The sequence below is a fragment of the Alicyclobacillus sacchari genome (assembly GCF_004366795.1).
Lineage (GTDB): Bacteria > Bacillota > Bacilli > Alicyclobacillales > Alicyclobacillaceae > Alicyclobacillus > Alicyclobacillus sacchari.
Map to the genome: position 1 here is coordinate 145,999 of NZ_SORF01000001.1, position 19,935 is coordinate 165,933.

The 19,935-nt window shown below is 52.8% G+C and carries 21 protein-coding genes, 4 tRNA genes and 1 riboswitch; of the genes, 5 read left to right on the forward strand and 20 right to left on the reverse strand.

The features are described from left to right. Positions 1-45 precede the first annotated feature (45 nt). From C7445_RS00680 to C7445_RS00705, 6 genes are all read right to left on the reverse strand, one after another. Positions 46-771 carry a ThuA domain-containing protein gene (locus C7445_RS00680; RefSeq protein WP_134158127.1) on the reverse strand — a complete coding sequence of 242 codons (726 nt, stop codon included), beginning with the start codon at positions 769-771 and terminating at the stop codon, positions 46-48. 127 nt (positions 772-898) lie between these two features. Continuing rightward, positions 899-3,022 carry a cellulose-binding protein gene (locus C7445_RS00685; protein ID WP_134158128.1) on the reverse strand — a complete coding sequence of 708 codons (2,124 nt, stop codon included), beginning with the start codon at positions 3,020-3,022 and terminating at the stop codon, positions 899-901. A 249-nt stretch (positions 3,023-3,271) separates the two neighbouring features. Next, positions 3,272-3,484 (reverse strand): hypothetical protein, encoded by a 213-nt coding sequence (locus C7445_RS00690; protein WP_134158129.1) that lies wholly within the window; start codon positions 3,482-3,484, stop codon positions 3,272-3,274. Between the two features lie 19 nt (positions 3,485-3,503). Beyond that, positions 3,504-5,117, reverse strand: a complete 1,614-nt coding sequence (locus C7445_RS00695) for a sodium:solute symporter family protein (protein ID WP_134158130.1) — start codon at positions 5,115-5,117, stop codon at positions 3,504-3,506. A 95-nt stretch (positions 5,118-5,212) separates the two neighbouring features. Then, complete coding sequence (locus C7445_RS00700; RefSeq protein WP_134158131.1) at positions 5,213-6,112, reverse strand: hypothetical protein; 900 nt, start codon at positions 6,110-6,112, stop codon at positions 5,213-5,215. Then, positions 6,106-6,528 carry a Fur family transcriptional regulator gene (locus tag C7445_RS00705; protein WP_166668923.1) on the reverse strand — a complete coding sequence of 141 codons (423 nt, stop codon included), beginning with the start codon at positions 6,526-6,528 and terminating at the stop codon, positions 6,106-6,108. Before C7445_RS00705 ends, C7445_RS00700 begins: the two co-directional genes overlap by 7 nt. A 155-nt stretch (positions 6,529-6,683) precedes the next feature. Then, positions 6,684-6,774, forward strand: a riboswitch (cyclic di-GMP riboswitch). Between the two features lie 149 nt (positions 6,775-6,923). Between C7445_RS00705 and C7445_RS00710 the strand changes: the two genes are divergently transcribed. Next, positions 6,924-8,912 (forward strand): methyl-accepting chemotaxis protein, encoded by a 1,989-nt coding sequence (locus tag C7445_RS00710; RefSeq protein ID WP_134158133.1) that lies wholly within the window; start codon positions 6,924-6,926, stop codon positions 8,910-8,912. A 57-nt stretch (positions 8,913-8,969) separates the two neighbouring features. On the opposite strand, the gene C7445_RS00715 is transcribed toward C7445_RS00710, so the two are convergent. Continuing rightward, on the reverse strand, positions 8,970-9,887 hold the full coding sequence (locus C7445_RS00715; RefSeq protein ID WP_134158134.1) for an aldo/keto reductase: 918 nt from the start codon (positions 9,885-9,887) through the stop codon (positions 8,970-8,972). Positions 9,888-10,076: 189 nt separating this feature from the next. Between C7445_RS00715 and C7445_RS00720 the strand changes: the two genes are divergently transcribed. Beyond that, positions 10,077-10,271: a hypothetical protein gene (locus C7445_RS00720; protein WP_134158135.1), complete on the forward strand. Its 195-nt coding sequence runs from the start codon at positions 10,077-10,079 to the stop codon at positions 10,269-10,271. A 50-nt stretch (positions 10,272-10,321) separates the two neighbouring features. Here C7445_RS00720 and C7445_RS00725 read toward each other — a convergent pair whose 3' ends face one another. From C7445_RS00725 to C7445_RS00745, 5 genes are all read right to left on the reverse strand, one after another. Further along, the gene (locus tag C7445_RS00725) at positions 10,322-11,407 is read right to left on the reverse strand and encodes a GGDEF domain-containing protein (RefSeq protein ID WP_166668924.1); all 1,086 of its coding nucleotides are present in this window, start codon (positions 11,405-11,407) and stop codon (positions 10,322-10,324) included. Positions 11,408-11,637: 230 nt separating this feature from the next. Beyond that, positions 11,638-11,711, reverse strand: a tRNA-Cys gene (locus C7445_RS00730). Between the two features lie 58 nt (positions 11,712-11,769). Next, positions 11,770-11,844, reverse strand: a tRNA-Gly gene (locus tag C7445_RS00735). Positions 11,845-11,856: 12 nt separating this feature from the next. Next, positions 11,857-11,932: transfer RNA gene (locus tag C7445_RS00740), tRNA-Phe, on the reverse strand. Positions 11,933-11,997: 65 nt separating this feature from the next. Further along, positions 11,998-12,072 (reverse strand) — tRNA-Ala (locus tag C7445_RS00745). 143 nt (positions 12,073-12,215) lie between these two features. On the opposite strand from C7445_RS00745, the gene C7445_RS00750 reads away from it, so the two are divergent. Beyond that, a complete protein-coding gene (locus tag C7445_RS00750; protein ID WP_134158137.1) occupies positions 12,216-12,707 on the forward strand; it encodes a hypothetical protein in 492 nt (163 codons plus the stop codon). A 77-nt stretch (positions 12,708-12,784) separates the two neighbouring features. On the opposite strand, the gene speD is transcribed toward C7445_RS00750, so the two are convergent. The 7 genes from speD to C7445_RS00785 form a co-directional block, all read right to left on the reverse strand. Then, the gene (speD, locus tag C7445_RS00755) at positions 12,785-13,168 is read right to left on the reverse strand and encodes an adenosylmethionine decarboxylase (protein WP_006448028.1); all 384 of its coding nucleotides are present in this window, start codon (positions 13,166-13,168) and stop codon (positions 12,785-12,787) included. Positions 13,169-13,383: 215 nt separating this feature from the next. Continuing rightward, positions 13,384-14,049: a rhomboid family intramembrane serine protease gene (locus C7445_RS00760; RefSeq protein WP_243834856.1), complete on the reverse strand. Its 666-nt coding sequence runs from the start codon at positions 14,047-14,049 to the stop codon at positions 13,384-13,386. Positions 14,050-14,081: 32 nt separating this feature from the next. Further along, complete coding sequence (locus C7445_RS00765; protein WP_243834857.1) at positions 14,082-15,218, reverse strand: glycosyltransferase family 4 protein; 1,137 nt, start codon at positions 15,216-15,218, stop codon at positions 14,082-14,084. A gap of 20 nt (positions 15,219-15,238) precedes the next feature. Then, positions 15,239-15,544 (reverse strand): hypothetical protein, encoded by a 306-nt coding sequence (locus tag C7445_RS00770; protein ID WP_134158139.1) that lies wholly within the window; start codon positions 15,542-15,544, stop codon positions 15,239-15,241. Between the two features lie 104 nt (positions 15,545-15,648). Then, positions 15,649-16,857, reverse strand: coding sequence for an ABC transporter permease (locus C7445_RS00775; protein ID WP_134158140.1), 1,209 nt, complete (start codon positions 16,855-16,857; stop codon positions 15,649-15,651). After that, entirely contained in the window at positions 16,854-17,534 is a 681-nt protein-coding gene (locus C7445_RS00780; RefSeq protein ID WP_134158141.1) for an ABC transporter ATP-binding protein, read from the reverse strand. The genes C7445_RS00775 and C7445_RS00780 overlap by 4 nt, the downstream gene beginning before the upstream one ends. Then, the gene (locus tag C7445_RS00785; RefSeq protein ID WP_243834858.1) at positions 17,531-18,595 is read right to left on the reverse strand and encodes an efflux RND transporter periplasmic adaptor subunit; all 1,065 of its coding nucleotides are present in this window, start codon (positions 18,593-18,595) and stop codon (positions 17,531-17,533) included. The genes C7445_RS00780 and C7445_RS00785 overlap by 4 nt, the downstream gene beginning before the upstream one ends. A 126-nt stretch (positions 18,596-18,721) precedes the next feature. Between C7445_RS00785 and C7445_RS00790 the strand changes: the two genes are divergently transcribed. Continuing rightward, the gene (locus tag C7445_RS00790) at positions 18,722-19,108 is read left to right on the forward strand and encodes a hypothetical protein (protein WP_134158142.1); all 387 of its coding nucleotides are present in this window, start codon (positions 18,722-18,724) and stop codon (positions 19,106-19,108) included. A 57-nt stretch (positions 19,109-19,165) separates the two neighbouring features. Further along, positions 19,166-19,603, forward strand: a complete 438-nt coding sequence (locus C7445_RS00795) for a CBS domain-containing protein (RefSeq protein WP_058093737.1) — start codon at positions 19,166-19,168, stop codon at positions 19,601-19,603. Positions 19,604-19,704: 101 nt separating this feature from the next. On the opposite strand, the gene C7445_RS00800 is transcribed toward C7445_RS00795, so the two are convergent. Further along, positions 19,705-19,923 (reverse strand): alpha/beta-type small acid-soluble spore protein, encoded by a 219-nt coding sequence (locus tag C7445_RS00800; protein WP_134158143.1) that lies wholly within the window; start codon positions 19,921-19,923, stop codon positions 19,705-19,707. Between the last annotated feature and the right edge of the window lie 12 nt (positions 19,924-19,935).

Genomic DNA, 19,935 nt, shown 5'->3' on the forward strand with positions numbered 1-19,935 from the left:
TACACGTTCAGGGACTTAGATTAACAAATTCACCCATATGACATTTCACGACTGTTCCAAGCTTGGCGCGTGCCCATATGTAGGTCGTGGTCCTTCTCCGGATGGACAAGCCCACAAGACGGCATTTTGAATGACACGCATGACATTCGGATCGTGATACGTCGGGTAGGTTTCGTGCCCCGGCCGGAAATAAAAAATTTTCCCTAATCCTCGACGGAATGTGCAGCCACTGCGGAATACGTCTCCACCGGAGAACCAAGACACGAGTACCAGCTCGTCCGGTGCCGGAATATCAAAATGCTCGCCATATGTCTCCTCTTGCGGAAGCTCGAAGTATGGCGGCAACCCTGCTACGATCGGATGAGTCGGGTCGACAACCCACAGACGTTCCTTCTCATCCTCTTCACGCCACCGCAAGTTGCAAGACGTGCCCATCAATCTTTGAAACACCTTAGAAAAATGACCCGAGTGGAGAACGATGAGCCCCATGCCCGCATGTACTCGGGACACAACGCGGTTGACCACCTGATCTGTGACTTCGTGATGTGCCATGTGCCCCCACCAGACGAGGACATCGGTGTTCTCAAGCACCGTTTCGCTCAGTCCATGTTCAGGTTCGTCCAAAGTTGCCGTGCGAACGTCATGCCCTGCTTCTGTAAGGGTTTTCGCAATGGCTCCATGAATGCCCTCCGGATAAATCGACGCGATGTTCGGTTCCTGTTTTTCATGGCGAAATTCGTTCCACACGGTAACGCGTAAGGTTTTCGACATATCACCACTCCTATCATAAGTGCTCGTAATCTGCACTCTCATCATAAACGAAATCGCGGCGATATTCAGTCCAAAAAAAAAGAAACCGCCCTTGCACAGGGCGGATACTCAGGTTATCACCAAACATTTAGTTTGTCACAGTCAATGTCACATTCTGATTGATCCACTGCAATTGCTGCCATCCGCTCGTAAAGATGCCTTCCGGGAACGTGTAGGTTCCAGCCTGCTGTGGCGTAAACGTCCAGGTCTCAGTCACAGATTGCCCAGGCGTCAACGACGCAGTTGGATTGGATTGTTGAGACGATGCCCAGTTATTGTAAACTGCATATTGTACGAGCAACCCGTTGTTCAGGTATCCCGTCGGTGCCGTTTCCGTGTAGGTTGTCGTAATGGTCACCGGGGTACCGACTTTGACTGTGGTCGCGGACAACTGAACGGCAGCCGAAATGGTTGGCGGATCGGGTTGGGTTACGGTGAACGCGCCTGCACTTTGGTCTGCCGCATAGACGCTCGTGCCGTCTTGGCTCAAGACAAAAGCCTTCACCGTATACGTCCCAGGAGAATCGGGCGCCGTCCAGTTCCACGTGAGTGGCTGTGACGATTGCCCCGGCGTGAATGTCACGCCAGGCTGAACCTGTTGCCCAACCAGTTGACCCGACGGATTATAAATTTCCACATCGAGTGTAGCGTTCTTGACGGCACCGCGCGTGTCGATAAACGTGGTTGTCAACGTCTCTTGCGCACTAGGTTTCACCTGGGAGGCGGCTAGCGTCGTCTTGTCCGTAAATTGCGGTCCTTGCGGCTGGTGCCCAGGAACAGCCGGAATGATAACATCGGTCACAGAATAAGGCGACAGCGTGACATCCTGCAGATCATTTAGCTTGCCAGGCGTCACGGCCGTGCTGCCTTGCCCATAAAATAGAGTCAACGCTGGGCCTTGCGCTGCAAATCCCTCCGCTTGCAAGTTCACGGAATACGCCTGTTTCGGGTCCTTGTTGATCATCATGACGTCGATAGCCCCGTTGGGGAGCTTCGTCGCGTGTACGGCAACCATATCGTTATTTGATCCAGCGCCAATCATTGTCGCTCCTGGCACCATCACAGCAGCTAGCATTTGGTATCCATAATAGGTTGGAAACGGAGTATTGGCTGCCGGCTCAGAAATTCCGTTTCCACTCGAACCATTGGACAATAGCCCGTAATCACCGTAGTTGTACTGCCCATACAGATTGGGATCGATATTCGCCCCGTCCTGTTGCGTGACGATGCCATTGTGCAGATCCCACCAGTCGACGTTTTGTGCACCAGCTTCGAGCCAGTCCGCCATATCGTCGTCAAGGAACAGTGCATTGACAAGACTCGTGCTCTGACGGCCTGGATTGTACGAAACCGAATTCGTTTCGGTAACGAAGACAGGAATGGTTCCATACGAGCTCAATTGCTGTTTTAGCGTATCCATCATCGTCGGGATTTGACTCGTCGAACTGAGTAGCCCAGCGTCCGTCTCGCCGCCTGGATTCTGCGCGTACCAGTGCACAATGACGAAGTCCGGAAGAACGCCGAGACTTTGCATCGTGCTTAGGACAGTTGAATTCCAGTCATCCTCTCCAGTACCAGGTGCGATAAGATCTACGCCAATCCGAATGGACGGATCAACCGCTTTCATTGCCTGAATAAAAGATACAGCCTCTTTCGCATAACCGGCCGGGTTGTTCGCAAAATTCCCCGCTTCCCAGCTCCCGTACATCTCATTTCCGATTTCCCAATACTTCACACCGTAGTGATGAGTCACATTTGCATCTTGAACCCATGCGGCCGCTTCACTGGGCGTACCCGTTCCTGCATTCACCGTGATGATAGGTTGGGCACCAGCCTTTTGCGCAACCCCCATAAAGTTATCAAACGTGTTGTTGGGATCTGCATAGCCGCCTGTCACCGTATTTGTTTGCCAATTGTACTCATCGGATGTCGATCCTCCGGGAAAGCGCAGCATGGTTGCGCCGATTCCTCGAAGTAAAGATGGGACGGCAGCGTCTAGTAAGTGACCGTCCCAGACGGCCGTGTTGACGCCAAGCGCGGTACTCGGTATCGTGCCGAGTGTCGCCGCGGCGTTCACTGTCACACGAACCGTAGAAGACGCATTGGACGTCGTCGTATCCGCATTTGCGATCACGGGCGCAGCAACGGATGAAAGTGCCACGATGGTGGCTGCCAACCCTCCAAGCCTTAACGCACACTGTTTTCGGTTCACACGAACCCCCCCTGAAGGTGACCTTCATGACAAACCAATCGCAAACCTATGTTCACCGCATTTCGAAAGCGCTTTCTATCGAAATTCTACACCTCCTTTGATCCGAAAAGATAGCACAACGAGTTGAACTCGTCCAAATCCGACATACGATGACAAAGAAAGCGTGCGCCAGACAATTTCTGGCGCACGCCCCGCTAATCAAAATAGGAAGAAAGGTACTGTCCATGAAAAGACAACCCCTCCTCCAATTTAGGCTTCGTCGTTCGGTCGGCGAGCGATCGAAACAATCAAGAACAACAATCCGAACACAAGACTGACGAGCCCCCACCACAGGTCGATATTCCAGTGTAAGCTCGGTGTGCGCGGATCAGACACCGCGCCGTAAACAGCCAGGACAATCCCATACACGGTAAACAAAATCCCGATCAGAAAACGCAGGTCAAACCAACGGCTGCTTTGCATACCATCATCTCCAATCCAATCACCAGAAGGCGATGTTCAAACCAACCAAGATGACGAAGACGATCCCGGCGAGATATCCGGGCCGCTTATACCAAGGATAGCCGCTGTAGTCCGGCCGCTTGCTCAGACCATATACAAGCCCTTGAAGTTCTTCGACCGGGCGGCGTTTGGTGAACAGGCTGATCAGTACCGTAACGGCAACCGTGATAAACCAAGCCCACCAAGCTCGCCAGAAGTTCCCGGCATCTGGACTCGTGAACGTGCTCGCCGGTAGTAAGAAGTACATCAAAAACGCACTGACAATACCGCAGATAAGCCCCCAGAAGCCCCCCCAAGGCGTCGTCCGTTTCCAAAACATGCCAAGCAAGAACGTGCCGAAAAGCGGGGCGTTGAAGAAGGAGAATAGCGTCTGCATGTAGTCCATGACGCTTGGGAAACCGGCTGCAAAATAGGCAGTACCGATACTGATGATCACGCCGACCACCACAGCCCAGCGACCCATGTTGACGTAGTGCCTGTCACTTGCGTCCTTTCGAATATACGCCTGATAAATGTCGTAGGTCCAGACGGTTGTAAACGCCGTGACGTTACCTGCCATACCGCTCATGAAGCTTGCCAGCATCGCAGTCAGGCCGAGACCGAGCATACCCGGAGGGTAATACTTGGCGATGAGCAATGGCAGCGCCAGGTTATAACTCATGTTTGGCGAATGTCCGATCTTCGGGTAAATGGCCAGGGCGATAAGTCCTGGAATAATCACCAAAATCGGGACAATCATCTTGAAGAATGCTGCATAGATAGGCGTGTTTTGCGCCGCACGCAAATCTTTGGCCGCAAGTGTTCTCTGTACGACCAGGAAATCTGTCGTCCAATACCCGAACGACAGCACGAACCCAAGGCCAAGGACCACGCCGAGCCAGCCAATACCCATCGGGTTGTGCGACGGGTTCCCAAGGTTCTGCCAGAGGTGGCCAAACCCTTGCGGTAGACGGGCCATCATGCCGTTCCAACCACCAAGGCTGTGCATACCGATAAGCGGGATCGGTAGAAGACCAGCCCAGATCAAGAAGAACTGAACGACTTCGTTGAAAATAGAAGACGTGAGCCCACCAAGTCCGACGTAAACCAAGACGACGACGGCTGAAATCAAAATACTTGTTGTAAACGACCAGCCGATAAGGATTTGGAAAATCAAGGCCATCGAATACAAACTGATGCCTGACGTCAAAACCGTCATGACGGCGAACGCGATTGCGTTGACCGCTCTCGTTGCCTCGTTATAGCGAAGCTTTAAATACTCAGGCACAGAACGAACCTTCGAAACGTAGTAGAACGGCATCATGTAAATGCCGAGGAACAGCATCGCCGGAATAGCGCCAATCCAGTAAAAGTGGGTCGTGAGCATGCCATACTCGGCACCGCTCGCCGTCATTCCCATAATTTCGAGCGCACCAAGGTTTGCCGAGAGAAAGGCCAAACCGGTGATCCAAGCTGGGATGGAACGCCCCGACAGGAAGAAGTCTTCACCCGTCCGAACGCGACTGCGCAACACAAAGCCGACGCCAATCACAAAAACGAAGTACAGTGCAATAATGATGTAGTCTACAGCGCTTGCATGAAATAACGCATGCAACGAATGTACACCTCCTCAGATATGTATTCCCGTATGCACTGTCACGGGACTGCCACCGTATTAGGCGCACTGCGAGTGCACCACGAAGGTCAATTTCAGCCAACATGCTTGCCTGTATACTCTCTCGTGACATGCCTCCCCTTGGTTACGATTTGCATCGCCCGCCACATCGATACCCCGCCGACTCCGCCGACGACAGCGACAACGAGTACCAATCCCAAATTGATGGCATCTAAATTGTGCACATGTACACCCGTGTTGATGCTCCATTCAGCTAGAGAAGGAGCGATAAGGGCCAAGCTCCCAGCGACAACAAACAGACTTCCTCCGTACAAAAGGGTATTGCCAGAGACATAGCGGCCGATAAACGCCTTCCCCTCGGATGAAATTTGTCGACGCTGGAGCCACCATCCGAATGTTGCACCGATCGCCACTTGCATCAGCAAGGTACCCATGCCAAACAGCACCCCTGGAACAAACCCAAGCCAAGGAGACGGCATGGTCGGCGCGATCACGGTGTACAAAATCGTCGCAAATGCCCCTGTTCCCCATCCTGCAATGACGCCGTGCACGAACGCTAAGCGCAACGGAACAGGTGCATCTACGTTTCTGTCGTGCGGCAAATGCGGTACCCATTTGTCAACCCATGGTATCAGATGAATGGAATGTCCGCGCATGAGAATATACCAACCAGAACACGCCATGACAAGTCCAACGATGATATAGACAATATTTTCGACAAACACATGCATGAGAAATCCAGTTAAAGCAAAATATGAAAGTTCAGAACCTATCGCTCTCTGCAAGGTGAATCCAAGTGAAAAGAAGAAACCTGCAAGCATGCCACCCTTGCTGCTGTAACTGCCAATTGAATAGCTGAACGTGATAGGCCAAGTATGCTCATCCGGGGTAATTCCATGGATCAGACCTAGTAAACAGGCTGTGATCAGTCCAATCGCGAGCGATACATGTTCCGGATTCCATAAGTTTAGCAATGCTTCTCCTCCTCACATGAACGACAACGACCAAAAAAATCGAGTTTGTGATACTCCACCGTACCAACTTGATGGTCCACATCCACGGCCTGTTGGGCACTGCACTGGAACAGTTCCTTCACTTGGTGACATTGCAGACACACAAAGTGGTGATGATGTTGATTGGGACAAAACGTATAATAAATTTCGCCATCAATGAGAAACGGCGTCGCCAAACCAACCTTCGTCAGTGTTTCTAACAGCCGATATACCGTGGTAAGCCCAACCTGCTCGTAACGCTCTTTCACGTAATCGTGCAGCTGAGCTGGGGTAAACATGCGCCCCGCATCGATAAAAGCCAACAAAACGGCTTCTCGTTCCTTTGTCACACGAAATTTATGTTCATGTAACAATTGTTGAATATCTTTCAGTTCCATCAGCATCACACCTTATAGAAAATCATTTTCTGTAATGGATTATGATTCGTTACTGCGGACGTGTCAATACCCCATCTAGCTTTGGTTTAGATTGACTGTTGTCGAATATTGTTGGATAATATGCCAGGCTGTGATATTCGGGCTCATCTACGTACCCGATTAAAAGGCAAACCAGCGGAAACGCTGGGGCGCAAAGCCACGGGTCTACGGATTCCACTTGGGATCTAAGATGGCCGGGCTGCCAAGCCGTCAGCTAGCACTGAAAGCGGCAGGTATCATACCAAGGCAGCCTTCTGCGAAGATCCAGAAGGCTGCCTTTTGTGTTGGCCCGTGAACGCAGTGGCAAGGATGCTTGATGAAAATGAATTGAACTTTCACCAGAGGAGGTCGCGCCAGTGGAGAATCAAATTGCAGCACCGGCACAAACAGGTGTACGAGGATGGAGCCTTGGTCTGAAACTACTCGTCGTTAGCCTAGCTTTGTTAATCATTCCGTCTCTTGTCATCGGCTTCACCTCGTTTCATGCCGCACAAACCAACTTTTCTTCGCAATTAGACCGGCACGACATGACGAGCGTGAAGGTGTTCAACGAAGACGTGAACACGTTCATCTCACAGCGTGAGCAAACCTTAACCTATCTCGCAAAGCTATTAAATGACACCAGCTTGGACGAATCGTCGACACTTCCCGCACTGCAGGGCGCAGCGCAGTCGTATTCGGACTTTCTTCACGTTTATGTCGGAACCCAGACAGGTGCCTTTTACGTGAGTCCAGCGGCCAAGATGCCCGCCGGATATGATCCTCGTAAACGCCCCTGGTACCAACTAGCCATGACAAGCACGACGCCGATTGTCACGCCGCCTTACGTCGACGCCATCACGAAGCAATTGACGGTGACCGTCGCCGAGCGTTTGCCAAACGGCCGCGGCGTCGTGGGCGCAGACATCTCCCTGCAGACCTTTGATCGTCTTGTCAATCAAGTGCCGCTTGGCTCCAACGGATACTTGGGGTTGATGGACGGACAATCTGACGTGATTGCCATGCACGGTCTGACACCTGGTTCAAGTCTTCATCTCGCAACTCTCAAACAAATGTACCAACACAACAGCGGCCTGTTCACCGTTACGGTAAAAGGCTCAAGTTACCGTTTCACGTATGTCACCAATGCAGCAACGGGTTGGAAAGTCATTGGGGTTTTGCCAACTTCGTCCTACATGCGCGCCGTGTATCCCATCTTGGACATCATGTTGATTGTGCTCGGCATCTCGCTCGTTCTCGGCTTTTTCACGATTTGGTACTTCGTACGGTCGATCACGCGTCCGCTAAGCACGCTCGTCCACTTTGCAGAGCGTGTGGGTCGCGGCGATTTGACCAAAGAAGTGACGATCACGGCACGGGATGAGCTTGGTGTCCTGGGAAGTGCATGTAATCACATGCTGCTCTCCCTGCGCGACATCATCCGCCGTGTCGAGATGAACGCGGAACAAGTCGCAGCATCGTCGGAGCAACTCACAGCAAGCGCAGAGGAGAATACTCGGGCAACCGAACAGATCACGAATGTGGTCGGTGAGCTTGCGGCAAGCGTTATGGAACAGTCAGACCGTGCTAAGCGCGATCGCGAACGGGTGGATTCCCTGGCGAGTAACGTTGAAGAAGTTGCGACGAGTGCCAGTGTTGTGGCCCAAGTGGCGGAAGCAACTGCAGAAGAAGCCGACCGCGGGTCCAAGAGCGCTGAAAGCGCCGTGCAGCAGATGGAAGTATTGGGCCGCTCATTCACAGAATTGTCGACATCGATTCAGGAACTGACAGGTTACTCGGGACAAATTCACAGCATCATCGAAGTCATTCAGTCTATCGCGACGCAGACGAACCTGCTTGCCCTGAATGCCGCAATCGAAGCAGCGCGAGCTGGTGAGAGCGGACGTGGATTCGCTGTCGTCGCAGGAGAAATCCGAAAATTGGCGGATCAATCCTCGTCATCGGCAAGTGAAATTCAGGAATTAATCGAATCGATGCAAACTCGCATGGAAGATGTCTCATCTTTCATGGAAGCCAGCCAACAAGATGTGCAGCATGGCATCGAAGCCGTCGATCATGCACGGGACCTGTTTGGCAACATTCGAGCGGGTGTCGTCGCCCTGGCGGAAGAGATTCGCAGTGTCACGTCTGCTTCACAAGCGATGGCGGCGAGCGCGAACTCTCTACGCGAGTTCATCGCGCAAGTCGAATCGGCGACCGTCGAAACGTCTGCTGGCATGCAAACCGTCTCCGCATCGACCGAGGAACAACTCGCGTCCATGGAGGAGATTTCGGCATCTGCAGCCTCCCTCGCGGAATTGGCAGAACAGATGCAAGCCGCCTTGCAGCAATTCTCGCTTCGCTAGTGACTGCGTGCGTAAAACGAGCCAGCCCGGACCATGTTTCCGGCTGGCTCGCTTGCATTATGGGAGGATGTTGCCTGCTGCTCGATAAATCTCATACCACTCTTCACGAGTGAGATGAATGTCACTCGCTTTGCACGAGTCACGCAGGCGGCCGATGTTCATGGTGCCAATAATTGGTTGCATCTTTGCCGGATGCCGAAGCAGCCAAGCGATGGCGATAGTTGTATTCGATACACCGTAACGCGCTGCGATCTCGTCAATTTTTTGATTGAGTTCTTTGAATTTGTCGTTGTTCAAGAATACGCCTTCAAAAAACCCGTATTGGAACGGTGACCAAGGTTGAACGGTGATGTCGTGTAGACGACAGTAGTCGAGCACACTACCGTCGCGATCGATGGCCGCGTCGTTTTCCATATTCACGTTGATACCATTCGAAATCATGGTCGCGTTGGTAATGCTGAGCTGAAGCTGATTGGCGACGAGCGGTTGACGAACATAGCGTTTAAGCAGTTCAATTTGCATCGGCTTTTGATTGGATACGCCAAAGTAGCGCACCTTTCCAGCCTGTTCGAGTATGTCGAACGCTTCGGCGACCTCCTCTGGCTCGACCAGTGCGTCCGGCCTATGTAGCAGCAACACATCCAAATAATCCGTTTTCAAACGACGCAAACTACCATCAACGGCTTCGAGGATATGTTCCTTCGAAAAGTCGAACATGCCTTTGCGAATGCCACATTTGGACTGCAAGATAACGTTTTCGCGAACGTCGTCATTCATATGAATGGCTTCGGCAAATATGGATTCGCATTCACCGCCTCCGTAAATGTCAGCGTGATCGAAAAAGTTTGCTCCTTCTTCCAAAGCGGCTTGTACAAACTTTTCGGCGTCCGTCTTGGTGAGCGAATTGATCCGCATGCAACCAACGGCGACAACCGGTACTTCAAGCGCGCTCGTCCCCAGTTTGATGGTCCTCATAGACTTCCTCCTCATATCAAGCAAGCTTTTCTAAACCATTCCACTCCATTGGGTCAGACTCGTGTTTCATGCCCATTGTGACACAGTTCAGAAAGGTGCTCAACCAGGCGCCTTACGTTTCGCATTTTCGACAAGACAGGATACAATGGAGCGTGTGTAACGATCGGAAGTTTGGAAGGAGCAGCGGACATGAGCGATATACAATACGTGATCAGCGTGATCGTCTACGAAGATGGGCACTGCGAGGTCATGTGGGACTCTTCCGTGCCGATGGAGCACTGTTATGAGGCTTTGAAGCAAGTCACAAACGATATGGAGGGTTCGTTCACGCCAAAACCACCTACACCGCCAAAGCCGACCCCGAAAATTACGCGATTAAAATAAGACGAGTAGACGCCGAGCTTTGCGCCGACTTGCGCAGGCTTGGCGTTCCTTCATGTCGAGGCTACACAAACCTGATTTCTTCCCTGTTTCTTCGCCAAATAAAGGGCATCGTCCGCCAGTTGTAGAAAGGTGTCTGTGTCGTTACTCGACTCCGGCAGGCATGCCACACCAAGCGAAACCGTGATGGAAATGACCCTCCCATCCGGAAGCGCAAACGGATTGCGCTCAACAGTACCACGAATTTTCTCTGCCATGTCTCGTGCCTCGATCAACGAGCATTGCGGCATCAGAACAGTGAACTCCTCCCCGCCGTTGCGCGATACAATATCCCGAGATCCCTTACACGATCGCAGTAAAACCGCAAGTTGTTGCAAGACGGCATCCCCAGCTGGATGGCCGTATGTGTCATTGACGCTTTTGAAATGGTCGATGTCAATCGCAAGGATGGACAATGGCTCCGCACCATGGATTGCATGTGCCGTAAGTTCGTTCAAGGCGGCATCGAAGAGGCGGGTATTATTAAGTCCTGTCAAGAAGTCGACCGATGACAATTGTTCAAGTTCATGGTGATGCCGAAAATGTGCAAATAACTGTGTGACCACCCACGCACTTCCGTACCCGGCAGCGAGTGAGACGAGCCAATACGTAAGAAGAACCCACCCGAGATGCCCGTGCAGGGGCATTAACCACTCGACTAACAACGAAATCTGCACCAACGCGTAAACATTGACGACCAGCACGCGTATGGCTAACTTGCGCTTGATAGAAGCTAGCAAGGGTGCAACCATACTAATACAAAGCATGTTTAAGCCTGCCAGGAGCGATGTATGATTGAGCCCGAAAATGGCAATGCGCCCTATACACTCAACCAAGCCTGCAACCAATGAAGCCCAGGGCCCCAGAAACAAAGCACACGTCACGACAGGTAAATGGCGGAGGTCAAGAATAAGCCCAGAATTGGGGACAGCAAACGCGTACAGCATTAATACGAGACCAACCACCCCGGCACCCAACCCAGTCAAAATTTGATCCAACGTGTTGGGGACGCGTCGAGTGCGCAGACGACTGTATGGCAAAAAGCCAATCACCAACAATGTGAACACAATACACGCATTGCTAAACAGGGTCTTGATCATACCGTCTCTCCACATACAGAGGTGGTGATGAAACCGAGACAGATCATATTCGACACCTTTCGACGTAAGCCCTGCCGATACACAACAACGTCGACGCTCGTGAGTCAAGCTATATGTCGCACAATTGAGACCATCATTGTCATGACGAGAAAACGTATCACGAAATACGGAAGAATGAAACAGCGCGGATTCCACATACCTGGAAGCCGCGCCACACAAGGATTTTCAATTGGAGGCGCCAGCCGGATTCGAACCGGCGGTAAAGGTTTTGCAGACCTCTGCCTTACCACTTGGCTATGGCGCCAAAACCGCCATCAGTCGTCCCCGGTCCTTGCCCGCAGTCGGGCTGATGGCGTCTGCCCTGGAGCGGAAGACGGGATTCGAACCCGCGACCCTCGCCTTGGCAAGGCGATGCTCTACCCCTGAGCCACTTCCGCATATTCGGTTGCTGGTGGCTCGGGACGGAATCGAACCGCCGACACGAGGATTTTCAGTCCTCTGCTCTACCGACTGAGCTACCGAGCCGCAAACAGCTATGTAATCTTACATAACTTTTCACGTTGTGTCAAGTTAAACGTGTTATTTAAACCTGGTGGAGCCGATGGGACTCGAACCCACAACCCCTACGCTGCCAGCGTAGTGCTCTCCCGTTGAGCTACGGCCCCGAACGAACGCTCTTTATTATACATGGGTTAAGCCTGTTGTGCAAGTATCCACATTGCTATGAAAATCACTTCAATGGGCAGGTCATAATTTCCTATTTATTGGGTAATCTAAAACCAGTCCGTCTACAAAGGAGTGAAATTCTGTGAAACATTGGATCACCGCCATTTCGACGCTTTGTACGCTTGCGTGCGCATATCCGACAACATGGGCAGCGCAGGCATCTCCGTCCGGCGTTTTGGCAGTTCCCCAGCAAGCGGATGCAACAGTGCCGTCCTCAAGTCCCAGCCACCAATTTGAAGTGAAGTCGAGCATACAAGTTTCGCGCGAAACGTTACGAGAAGCATATCAGGCAAGCCACGACGCATACACGAAGAAACTTCAAAAGTACGCGAAGTGCTCAGAAGCGGACGCGCGCAAGGCAGTCCTCGGTGAACACCCTGGTGCCAAAATCGAGGAAGTTCAACTGCGCAACATCCGTACCAATCTTGTGTATATGGCCATCGCGCGGGACGACGAAGACAAATACCTGGTCATTGTCGACGCCGGAAACGCAAATATCTTGATGGATCGCCGTATTCCGACACACCATGAGCGGGTCTTTGCAAATGGCCCCGACAACGGGAAGGCTGAATAGTCGCCAATAAACGACACTGTGAGAACACGACAAAAGGCGCCGGACAAACCGGCGCCCTCCACGTGGATCTCGTCCGATTAAAACGCGCGCACTTTTACGTCTTGAACTTGAATTGGACCGACACCGCGTGGCACTTCTATAGATTCGAGGCGCTGTGCGCCGAGATGCTTTGTAATCAAATCACATGCCACATTCGGATCAATTCGATCTCCACACGTATACACATCAATACTTGCATATCCGTGCTCAGGAAAACTGTGAATCGTCAGGTGCGACTCCGAAATGATGACGACACCACTCACACCCTGCGGAGCGAACTTGTGAAACGCCACTTCGCGAACCTCGGCGCCCGCCTCCAAGGCCGCATTTACCATAGCTCGTTCGATTCCATGGACATCGTTTAACTTTTCCGGGTTGCAGCCCCACAGTTCTGCAATCACGTGACGTCCCATCGTATCCATGACAAAAATCCCCCTTTAAGCCAAATCGGCCATGCCGTTGCAAAGGCATGTGGAATCGTCCCTACACCACGGGGGAAAGTTAGTCCGTCGAGGTCCTAACCCTTTAAGTGTAAGTCCAAATCCGTGTTTTCAGTACGCAGTCCAACTTGCAAACATTACGATGTGTAGTATACGTTGTGGACCCGCAATTTGCAATAAGGAATTATGTGGGCTCCTTAACCAAAAGGCAGTGGGGTTACCAAGGCACATACGAGGCTCAGTGCCGTTGCAACACAACAGACGGCGCAAACGCCAAGCCAAAGGCGCCGGTGACGGGCGTATCGTACAAATAATAAGGTGAGCAAAGCACCCGAAATCATGCCTCCCAAATGCGCGATCCACCCAATGGTCCCTAAGTTGGCGATGTCGATCACGACATTCACCGCAAGCACAATGAGGAGTTGGTTGCGAACGAAGGCTGGAAACTGGCCCATGAAAGCAAGCGCCAACATGGCACCAAAGAGTCCGAAAATAGCGCCTGACGCCCCACCCGACACTGCATTAGGGAGAAACGGCATGCTCAGCAGATTTCCAATCGCGCCGGAAATAACGTAGAGCACAATAAAAAAAGGCGTCGTCAATAACCGTTCAACAATGAAAAGCGTCCAAAGAGAAATCATATTAACCAGGATATGTACTGGACTTACGTGAACAAACATAGCAGACAAAATGCGGAATACTTGCCCTCGTTGCACGAGTACAGGCAGCATGGCCCCTGCTCGCAACAGCCCGGCTGCGGATCTGCCGGTTGCCGATTCGACAATCACGTACCACGCAACGTTGAGAACCAGCAAAGTCCATCCCGCCGGTACCGGGTCTCCGCCCGCCGGCCGAAACTGCATTCGAAAGCGCCTCATTCGCGCGACCACTCCGTTCAATTCTCTAACGGTACAATCTTCCCTGCTCGTACAGCATCCTCTTCCAAAACGGTATACCCACGCTCATATGCGGCAATCATGCGATCGCGAGAGTACAATGGCAACACTTGCTCTCGAAACACCTGCACGTAATGCGCTCGCAGCATGTCATCCGCAAATAGTCGACGCAAGGCTGTTGCCAATGCCTGCGCATCGCCAACCGGCACAATTTCACCTGCCTGACCGTCCAACAGCATGCGGCGCAATGCCGGAATGTCCGATCCGACGTTTGCAGCGCCATAAAAGCCGGCCTCTAGAACAGATGTCGGGGCACCTTCACTCCTCGATGGCAAGACATGTACATCGAGCGCCCCATAAAAATCCTCGAGCGATTCGAGAAATCCCAAGAAATGAACGCGGTCCCGGACGCCAAGACGATCGGTCAACGCCTCAAGTGCCGCTCTTTCCCTTCCATCGCCAGCAATACAAAGGTGCACATCTACTTCCGGAAATTTTGCCACCGATTGAATCAATACATCGAGATTCTTCACAGGGTCGAGGCGAGCCGCCGTGCCCATGAATCTCGCCGATGGAGGCAACCCAAGCTTCGCTTGCCATAAGGTCCGGTATTCAGCCTGGGACCGAGCCGCGACTGGGAGCGAAATGGCGTTTGGAACCTCCAGGATGGTCTTGCAGGGCAAGAGGTCACCCAGTGACGGCTGGACAACGAATAAGCCTGAGGCCCGGCGAAGATGCCAAAGGTGCAATTTCGGGAATAAAAACGTTTTGAGTGGATGTCCAAGAAAATCGTATAGCGGATTGCTGTGAATGGTGGCAGTCCAAGATATTTGTTGACGCTTCGCGGCATACGACGCCAGTATGTTCATGCGAGGCCCGTGTGAATGTAAAAGCCATGCCCGTTCCTGCCGGATGAGGCGAGCAAGCTCGTCGATAGCGCTCCGGAAGCCTCCCCTGATCTTGGTCAGTGGAATCCCTCCGTACTCCATGGCAGACGCTAATGGGCCATCGCCCAAGCTGACAAATCGATATTGATATTGCGTTTGCGCCTCAATGAGCCCTTCGGCCCACGTGCGCAGGTGAGACGCCGCTCCCCCCACCTCGTTTCCTGCAAAAAACACCATGACAGTGCGCAATCTATTTCCCCCGCAGCCACTTACGACGGACGATGTCCCTGCTTCGTATGTGTGTGAATATAACGATCAAGATCTTCGTCATCAAACCAAAATGTTCCTCGGTATAGAAACAGAAAATCTATTGATGTATGCACGCGATCCGCCGTGAAAGCCAACATGTGATTGCGACGGACCGTCGGATCCGGCCAGACTTCTTGAAATCTACGATTCATACGATTGAATTGATCCTTGCTCATGCATGGAATCATGCATACAAACGCTTCGTTCGGCAGTTCCAGAATATCATAATTCCTGCCATCGTATTCGATATTGAATCCCAGGCGCATGACAACCATCCTTATCGCGCAATACGAAATCTGAGATTGACGGTGGCAAAGAACCACTGATTTCAGTATAGCGGACGGCGGATCGCCAAACAAACGAAGCGCCCTTATTCGTAACGCAACGCCTCGATGGGATTCAAGCGAGCCGCCTTGTTTGCTGGATACAGTCCACAAATGACGCCAATCGCAGCAGAAAACAAAAAGCTTATGAGCGCAACCGGCCACGGAACAGACGCAGGAATTCCGGTTGTAATTCGGATGCCAAGGCCGATGAAACAGCCGATCACGACGCCTGCAAGCCCACCTATCGCCGTGATCGTCGCCGACTCAACGAGAAACTGCAGCAATATGACTGTTCTGGTGGCGCCGAGCGAAATGCGAATACCAATTTCCTGCGTCCGCTCGGTCACGGATACCAACATGATGTTCATGACCCCGACGCCGCCAACAAGCAGAGCAATGCCCGCAATAGCACCAATAACCAAGGTCAATATCGTTGTCACCTTCGACAGCAGCGCCCCCACACTCGAAGCCAGTCCTGACGAGTCCGCAAAGGCAGTCGCATCTCCTGCGTGAATATTCAGGGCCGTAACAATGCGCTGCGCGAGACTTTGCACGTTGGCGCCAGGTGCGGCCTGAACGTCCATCTCGCTGACGCTCCAGTTTGGAAACAAGTCCTGACACGTCGTTGCAGGCATGTACAAGGCGTCGCTTCCCATAAACAACGAGAACAGGCTCGTCTCTTGGGAGACTGCCACACCGACGATTTGTAGAGGCACTCCGGACACGTTCACCAACCCACCGATGGGATTCCCACTGCCAAACAGTTTATTTGCGAGAGACTGACTTAGAACCGCCACGTCGCGATGGCCGATCACGTCCGCTTGGCTAAACATGTGACCGCTTATGATGCGCAGTCTCGTCAATTCGTTTAAGTTCGCTGGCCCCGCCTCAATGGACGCGTTATCGGAGCGATTGCCGGAACTGACAACAGCCGTGCCGTACAAGGTGTAATTGACCTGTTGCACACCGGAAAATGAAGCCGCTATCGCCAAGTCAGACTCATCGATGGCCAGCACTTGGCCAGGCTGCGGCAAGCCAGGCGCGACGAGCTCGCGCGGAACAATTTGAATCGTGTTCTGTGCACTACCGCTTGCAATTGCACCTAAAACGGCCGCCTTTCCACCGTTGCCGATAGCGACGATGGCAATAATGGACGCCACACCGATTAAAATGCCAAGCATGGTCAGAAACGAGCGCAGTTTATTCGTGCGCAAGGAAATCAACGCCATGTTGATCATTTCCCAGGCGTTCATCTTCGGCGTACCTCCTCGCGCCGTATTTGGCCGTCAACAATATAAATGGTGCGATCCGCCGCCGCGGCAACAGTCGGATCGTGCGTGATCACGACAATCGTCCGCCCAGCGTGATGTAAATCGCGCAGCAAATGGATAATTTCGAGACCCGTACGCTGATCCAGTGCTCCCGTGGGTTCATCCGCCAGGATCAGTGCCGGATCGTTCGCCAAAGCACGAGCGATGGCCACCCGTTGCTTCTGTCCACCTGAGAGCGCCGTGGGCAGGTGTTGTGCCCGATCCGCCATACCCACACGCGCCAGCAAGTCCAGCGCGCGAGCACGCCGCTCAGCCCGCCCTACGCCTGCATAGAGCAAAGGTAATTCCACGTTGCGCACGGCTGTGATGCGAGGGAGCAAATGAAAATTTTGAAACACAAAGCCAATCATGCGGTTTCGTAACACGGCGAGTTCCCGCGCCGAAAGGTTGCTTACCAACGTGCCGCGCAAGCGGTATTCGCCCACGGACGGCGTGTCCAAGCAGCCAATGATGTGCATCAAGGTCGATTTTCCGCTGCCGGACGGTCCCATGATCGAGACAAACTCCCCTTCTTCGATCCGCAGATCAACGCCGTGCAGGACCGTCAATGGCTCGTCACCGACCCTGTATGTCTTGTACACGCCATGAAGTTCAATCACGTCGGCTTCACTACCTCTCCATTCGTCAGCGTGTCAGGTGGATTGACGACCACGGTTTGCCCGGGACGAAGCCCGGAAATCACTTGCACGGCGGTGTCGCTCGTCATACCAAGCTTAACTGGGACCAACGACACACGGTCACCCCGCACCACGTACACTGCATAACTCGTGCCTTCCTGAACCAATGCGCCGTACGGCACGGTTGGAACTTTTTCCGGCGTAACGCTGCTGATCCGACAATTCACTTGATACCCGTAAGGGACCGGCAAGGCTCCTTGCGGGGCGATGAGCACTTGTACCTGCGGCGTCCCACTCGCCGACACACTGGCAAAGGGTGCAACCTGTTGTACCACACCTCGAAACACCTGATTGGGGAAGGCGTCGGTCGTCATGCTCACCGCCATCCCCGGCTGTATTTGGGCCGCATCCACTTCCGACAATTCCAAGACCACCTGCTTGTTTGGGCTGACGACTTCCACCACAGGCGTTTGATTGCCTTCGGCGTCAAGTCCGTTTGCGTTCGCGATCAGGACAATTCCAGTTACACTTGCCGCAATGGTCATCTGGTTGAGCTGCGCCTTCGCCTGAGCCAGTTGTCCCTCCGCCTGTACCAAAGTTGATTGTGCGGCGTCAACCTGTGGCAGCCAAAGACCTTTCAAGGCAGCAGGTGCCTGTTGATATTGTGTAAGCGTACGCTGATAGGCGAGTTGTGCCTGCGTCACAGCCGTCGTTGCCTGGCTTACCGCGAGCGAGGCCGCACTGGTATTCAACTGCAATAAAGGCTGTCCCACCCGTACGTGTTGACCGACCGACACGTAGAGACGGGCAACGGGCTGCGGCAGACTCGCCGCTTCGACGATTTGTCTGTTGACCGGACGGACGTCACCCGTGCTAATGGTCACTCGCTGCATATGCTGAAGTTGTACGCTTGCCGTTTGAACTTGTACAATGGCGTGTCGCGATCGCCAAAAGACAGCGGATACAAGGCTGGCAGCGACGATCACGCAGAAAATCACCAAGATGACCAACCTTCGCCTCTTGCCGTAGCCTTCGCGCAGCACCCGAACCCCTCCTACATTCATCACCAACTAACATACCATACGAATTGGTGATTACTCACTGCATATTTGGTCATCCGACGCGTAGACATGGGACATACCCAGTGTGTGAAGACGAGGGATGGGAGCATGACCAGGAGTAAAACGGTGTGCCGACTGATTGGTTGGACATGTACCACATTAGGGGCACTTGGCATCGTATACGGGCAACTTGGATCTTACCTGCACTTTACGTCTGCAGAATCCTATATCTACCTTGCGTTTGGGCTCATTTCCATATGGGCCGCAAGACGGCGGCACCGTACAGCCGTGGCCGTGCTGTTTGCCGTCGGGATCGCGTGTTTTCTTTGGGCCATCCTCGGCTTGACTGCACCCGCGAACGAATGGGCTCGCTATATCGGTGAACAAGAACCACTGGATGTTCTGATTCGGGAATTGATTGCATTATGGGGCGGCGGTAGCGCCATTCGCGAAATCTTGGATTGGCGTCGGCAACAAACATCTTCCGCTTCTTAAACCAAACTGCCCGGGCATACTACCCTGTGAACGCTTAGTCCACAGGAGGGATATTGCATGAAGCTGCAACAGATCATGACCACCGACGTCACCTGCTGCTGTGGTACCGACTCGATTCAGAAAGCGGCACAGGCAATGAAGAATCAAAACTGTGGTTCAATTCCGGTCTGTGACAATAAACGCGTGATCGGAATGATCACGGACCGCGACATCGTCCTAAAAGCGGTTGCACGTGGCAAAATCGACACGCGTGTCGAAGATTGCATGACAAATACAGTCGTAACAGCGACGCCTGACATGGATGCCCATGAGGCAGCTGACCTGATGGCTCAGCACCAAATTCGTCGTTTGCCAATCGTCAATGCTCAGGGCGAGTTGTGCGGGATTGTTTCCATTGGCGACTTGGCCACGGTCGACATTCACATCAACGAAGCCGGCGATGCCCTCAGCAAAATTTCGGCTCGCACGGAAACACAAAATAGTGTCCTACATTGACACACTGTCTATGGAGGGGCTGCGGCCCCTTTTTTGTTGGCCTGAATGGCCAAAAAAATACAGAAGGGCTGTCCGAGAAAGGTACAGCCCTTCTGTGTGTGTTACTCGATTTCTGTGGAGCCTTCGGCCAACTTTTGTTGCGCATATGCAACCAGTTTGCGCGTAATGCTGCCGCCGATGGAACCATTCTCGAATGACGAGACAAATCCCCAATAACCGTCTGCCGGCGGCGTGATGCCGAGTTCTCCTGCGATTTCATACTTGAGATCCTGCAACGCCTTGGAAGCTTGCGAAAGCAACAGCCGATTGTTGTTGGCCATGCCCCATCCCTC

Coding starts and splice junctions, on each gene's coding strand:
- C7445_RS00680 (WP_134158127.1), bottom strand. CDS start 771: ATGTCGAAAACCTTACGCGTTACCGTGTGGAACGAATTTCGCCATGAA.
- C7445_RS00690 (WP_134158129.1), bottom strand. CDS start 3,484: ATGCAAAGCAGCCGTTGGTTTGACCTGCGTTTTCTGATCGGGATTTTG.
- C7445_RS00705 (WP_166668923.1), bottom strand. CDS start 6,528: ATGGAACTGAAAGATATTCAACAATTGTTACATGAACATAAATTTCGT.
- C7445_RS00715 (WP_134158134.1), bottom strand. CDS start 9,887: ATGAGGACCATCAAACTGGGGACGAGCGCGCTTGAAGTACCGGTTGTC.
- C7445_RS00720 (WP_134158135.1), top strand. CDS start 10,077: ATGAGCGATATACAATACGTGATCAGCGTGATCGTCTACGAAGATGGG.
- C7445_RS00725 (WP_166668924.1), bottom strand. CDS start 11,407: ATGATCAAGACCCTGTTTAGCAATGCGTGTATTGTGTTCACATTGTTG.
- speD (WP_006448028.1), bottom strand. CDS start 13,168: ATGGATACGATGGGACGTCACGTGATTGCAGAACTGTGGGGCTGCAAC.
- C7445_RS00760 (WP_243834856.1), bottom strand. CDS start 14,049: ATGCAGTTTCGGCCGGCGGGCGGAGACCCGGTACCGGCGGGATGGACT.
- C7445_RS00770 (WP_134158139.1), bottom strand. CDS start 15,544: ATGCGCCTGGGATTCAATATCGAATACGATGGCAGGAATTATGATATT.
- C7445_RS00775 (WP_134158140.1), bottom strand. CDS start 16,857: ATGAACGCCTGGGAAATGATCAACATGGCGTTGATTTCCTTGCGCACG.
- C7445_RS00790 (WP_134158142.1), top strand. CDS start 18,722: ATGACCAGGAGTAAAACGGTGTGCCGACTGATTGGTTGGACATGTACC.
- C7445_RS00795 (WP_058093737.1), top strand. CDS start 19,166: ATGAAGCTGCAACAGATCATGACCACCGACGTCACCTGCTGCTGTGGT.
- C7445_RS00800 (WP_134158143.1), bottom strand. CDS start 19,923: ATGGCCAACAACAATCGGCTGTTGCTTTCGCAAGCTTCCAAGGCGTTG.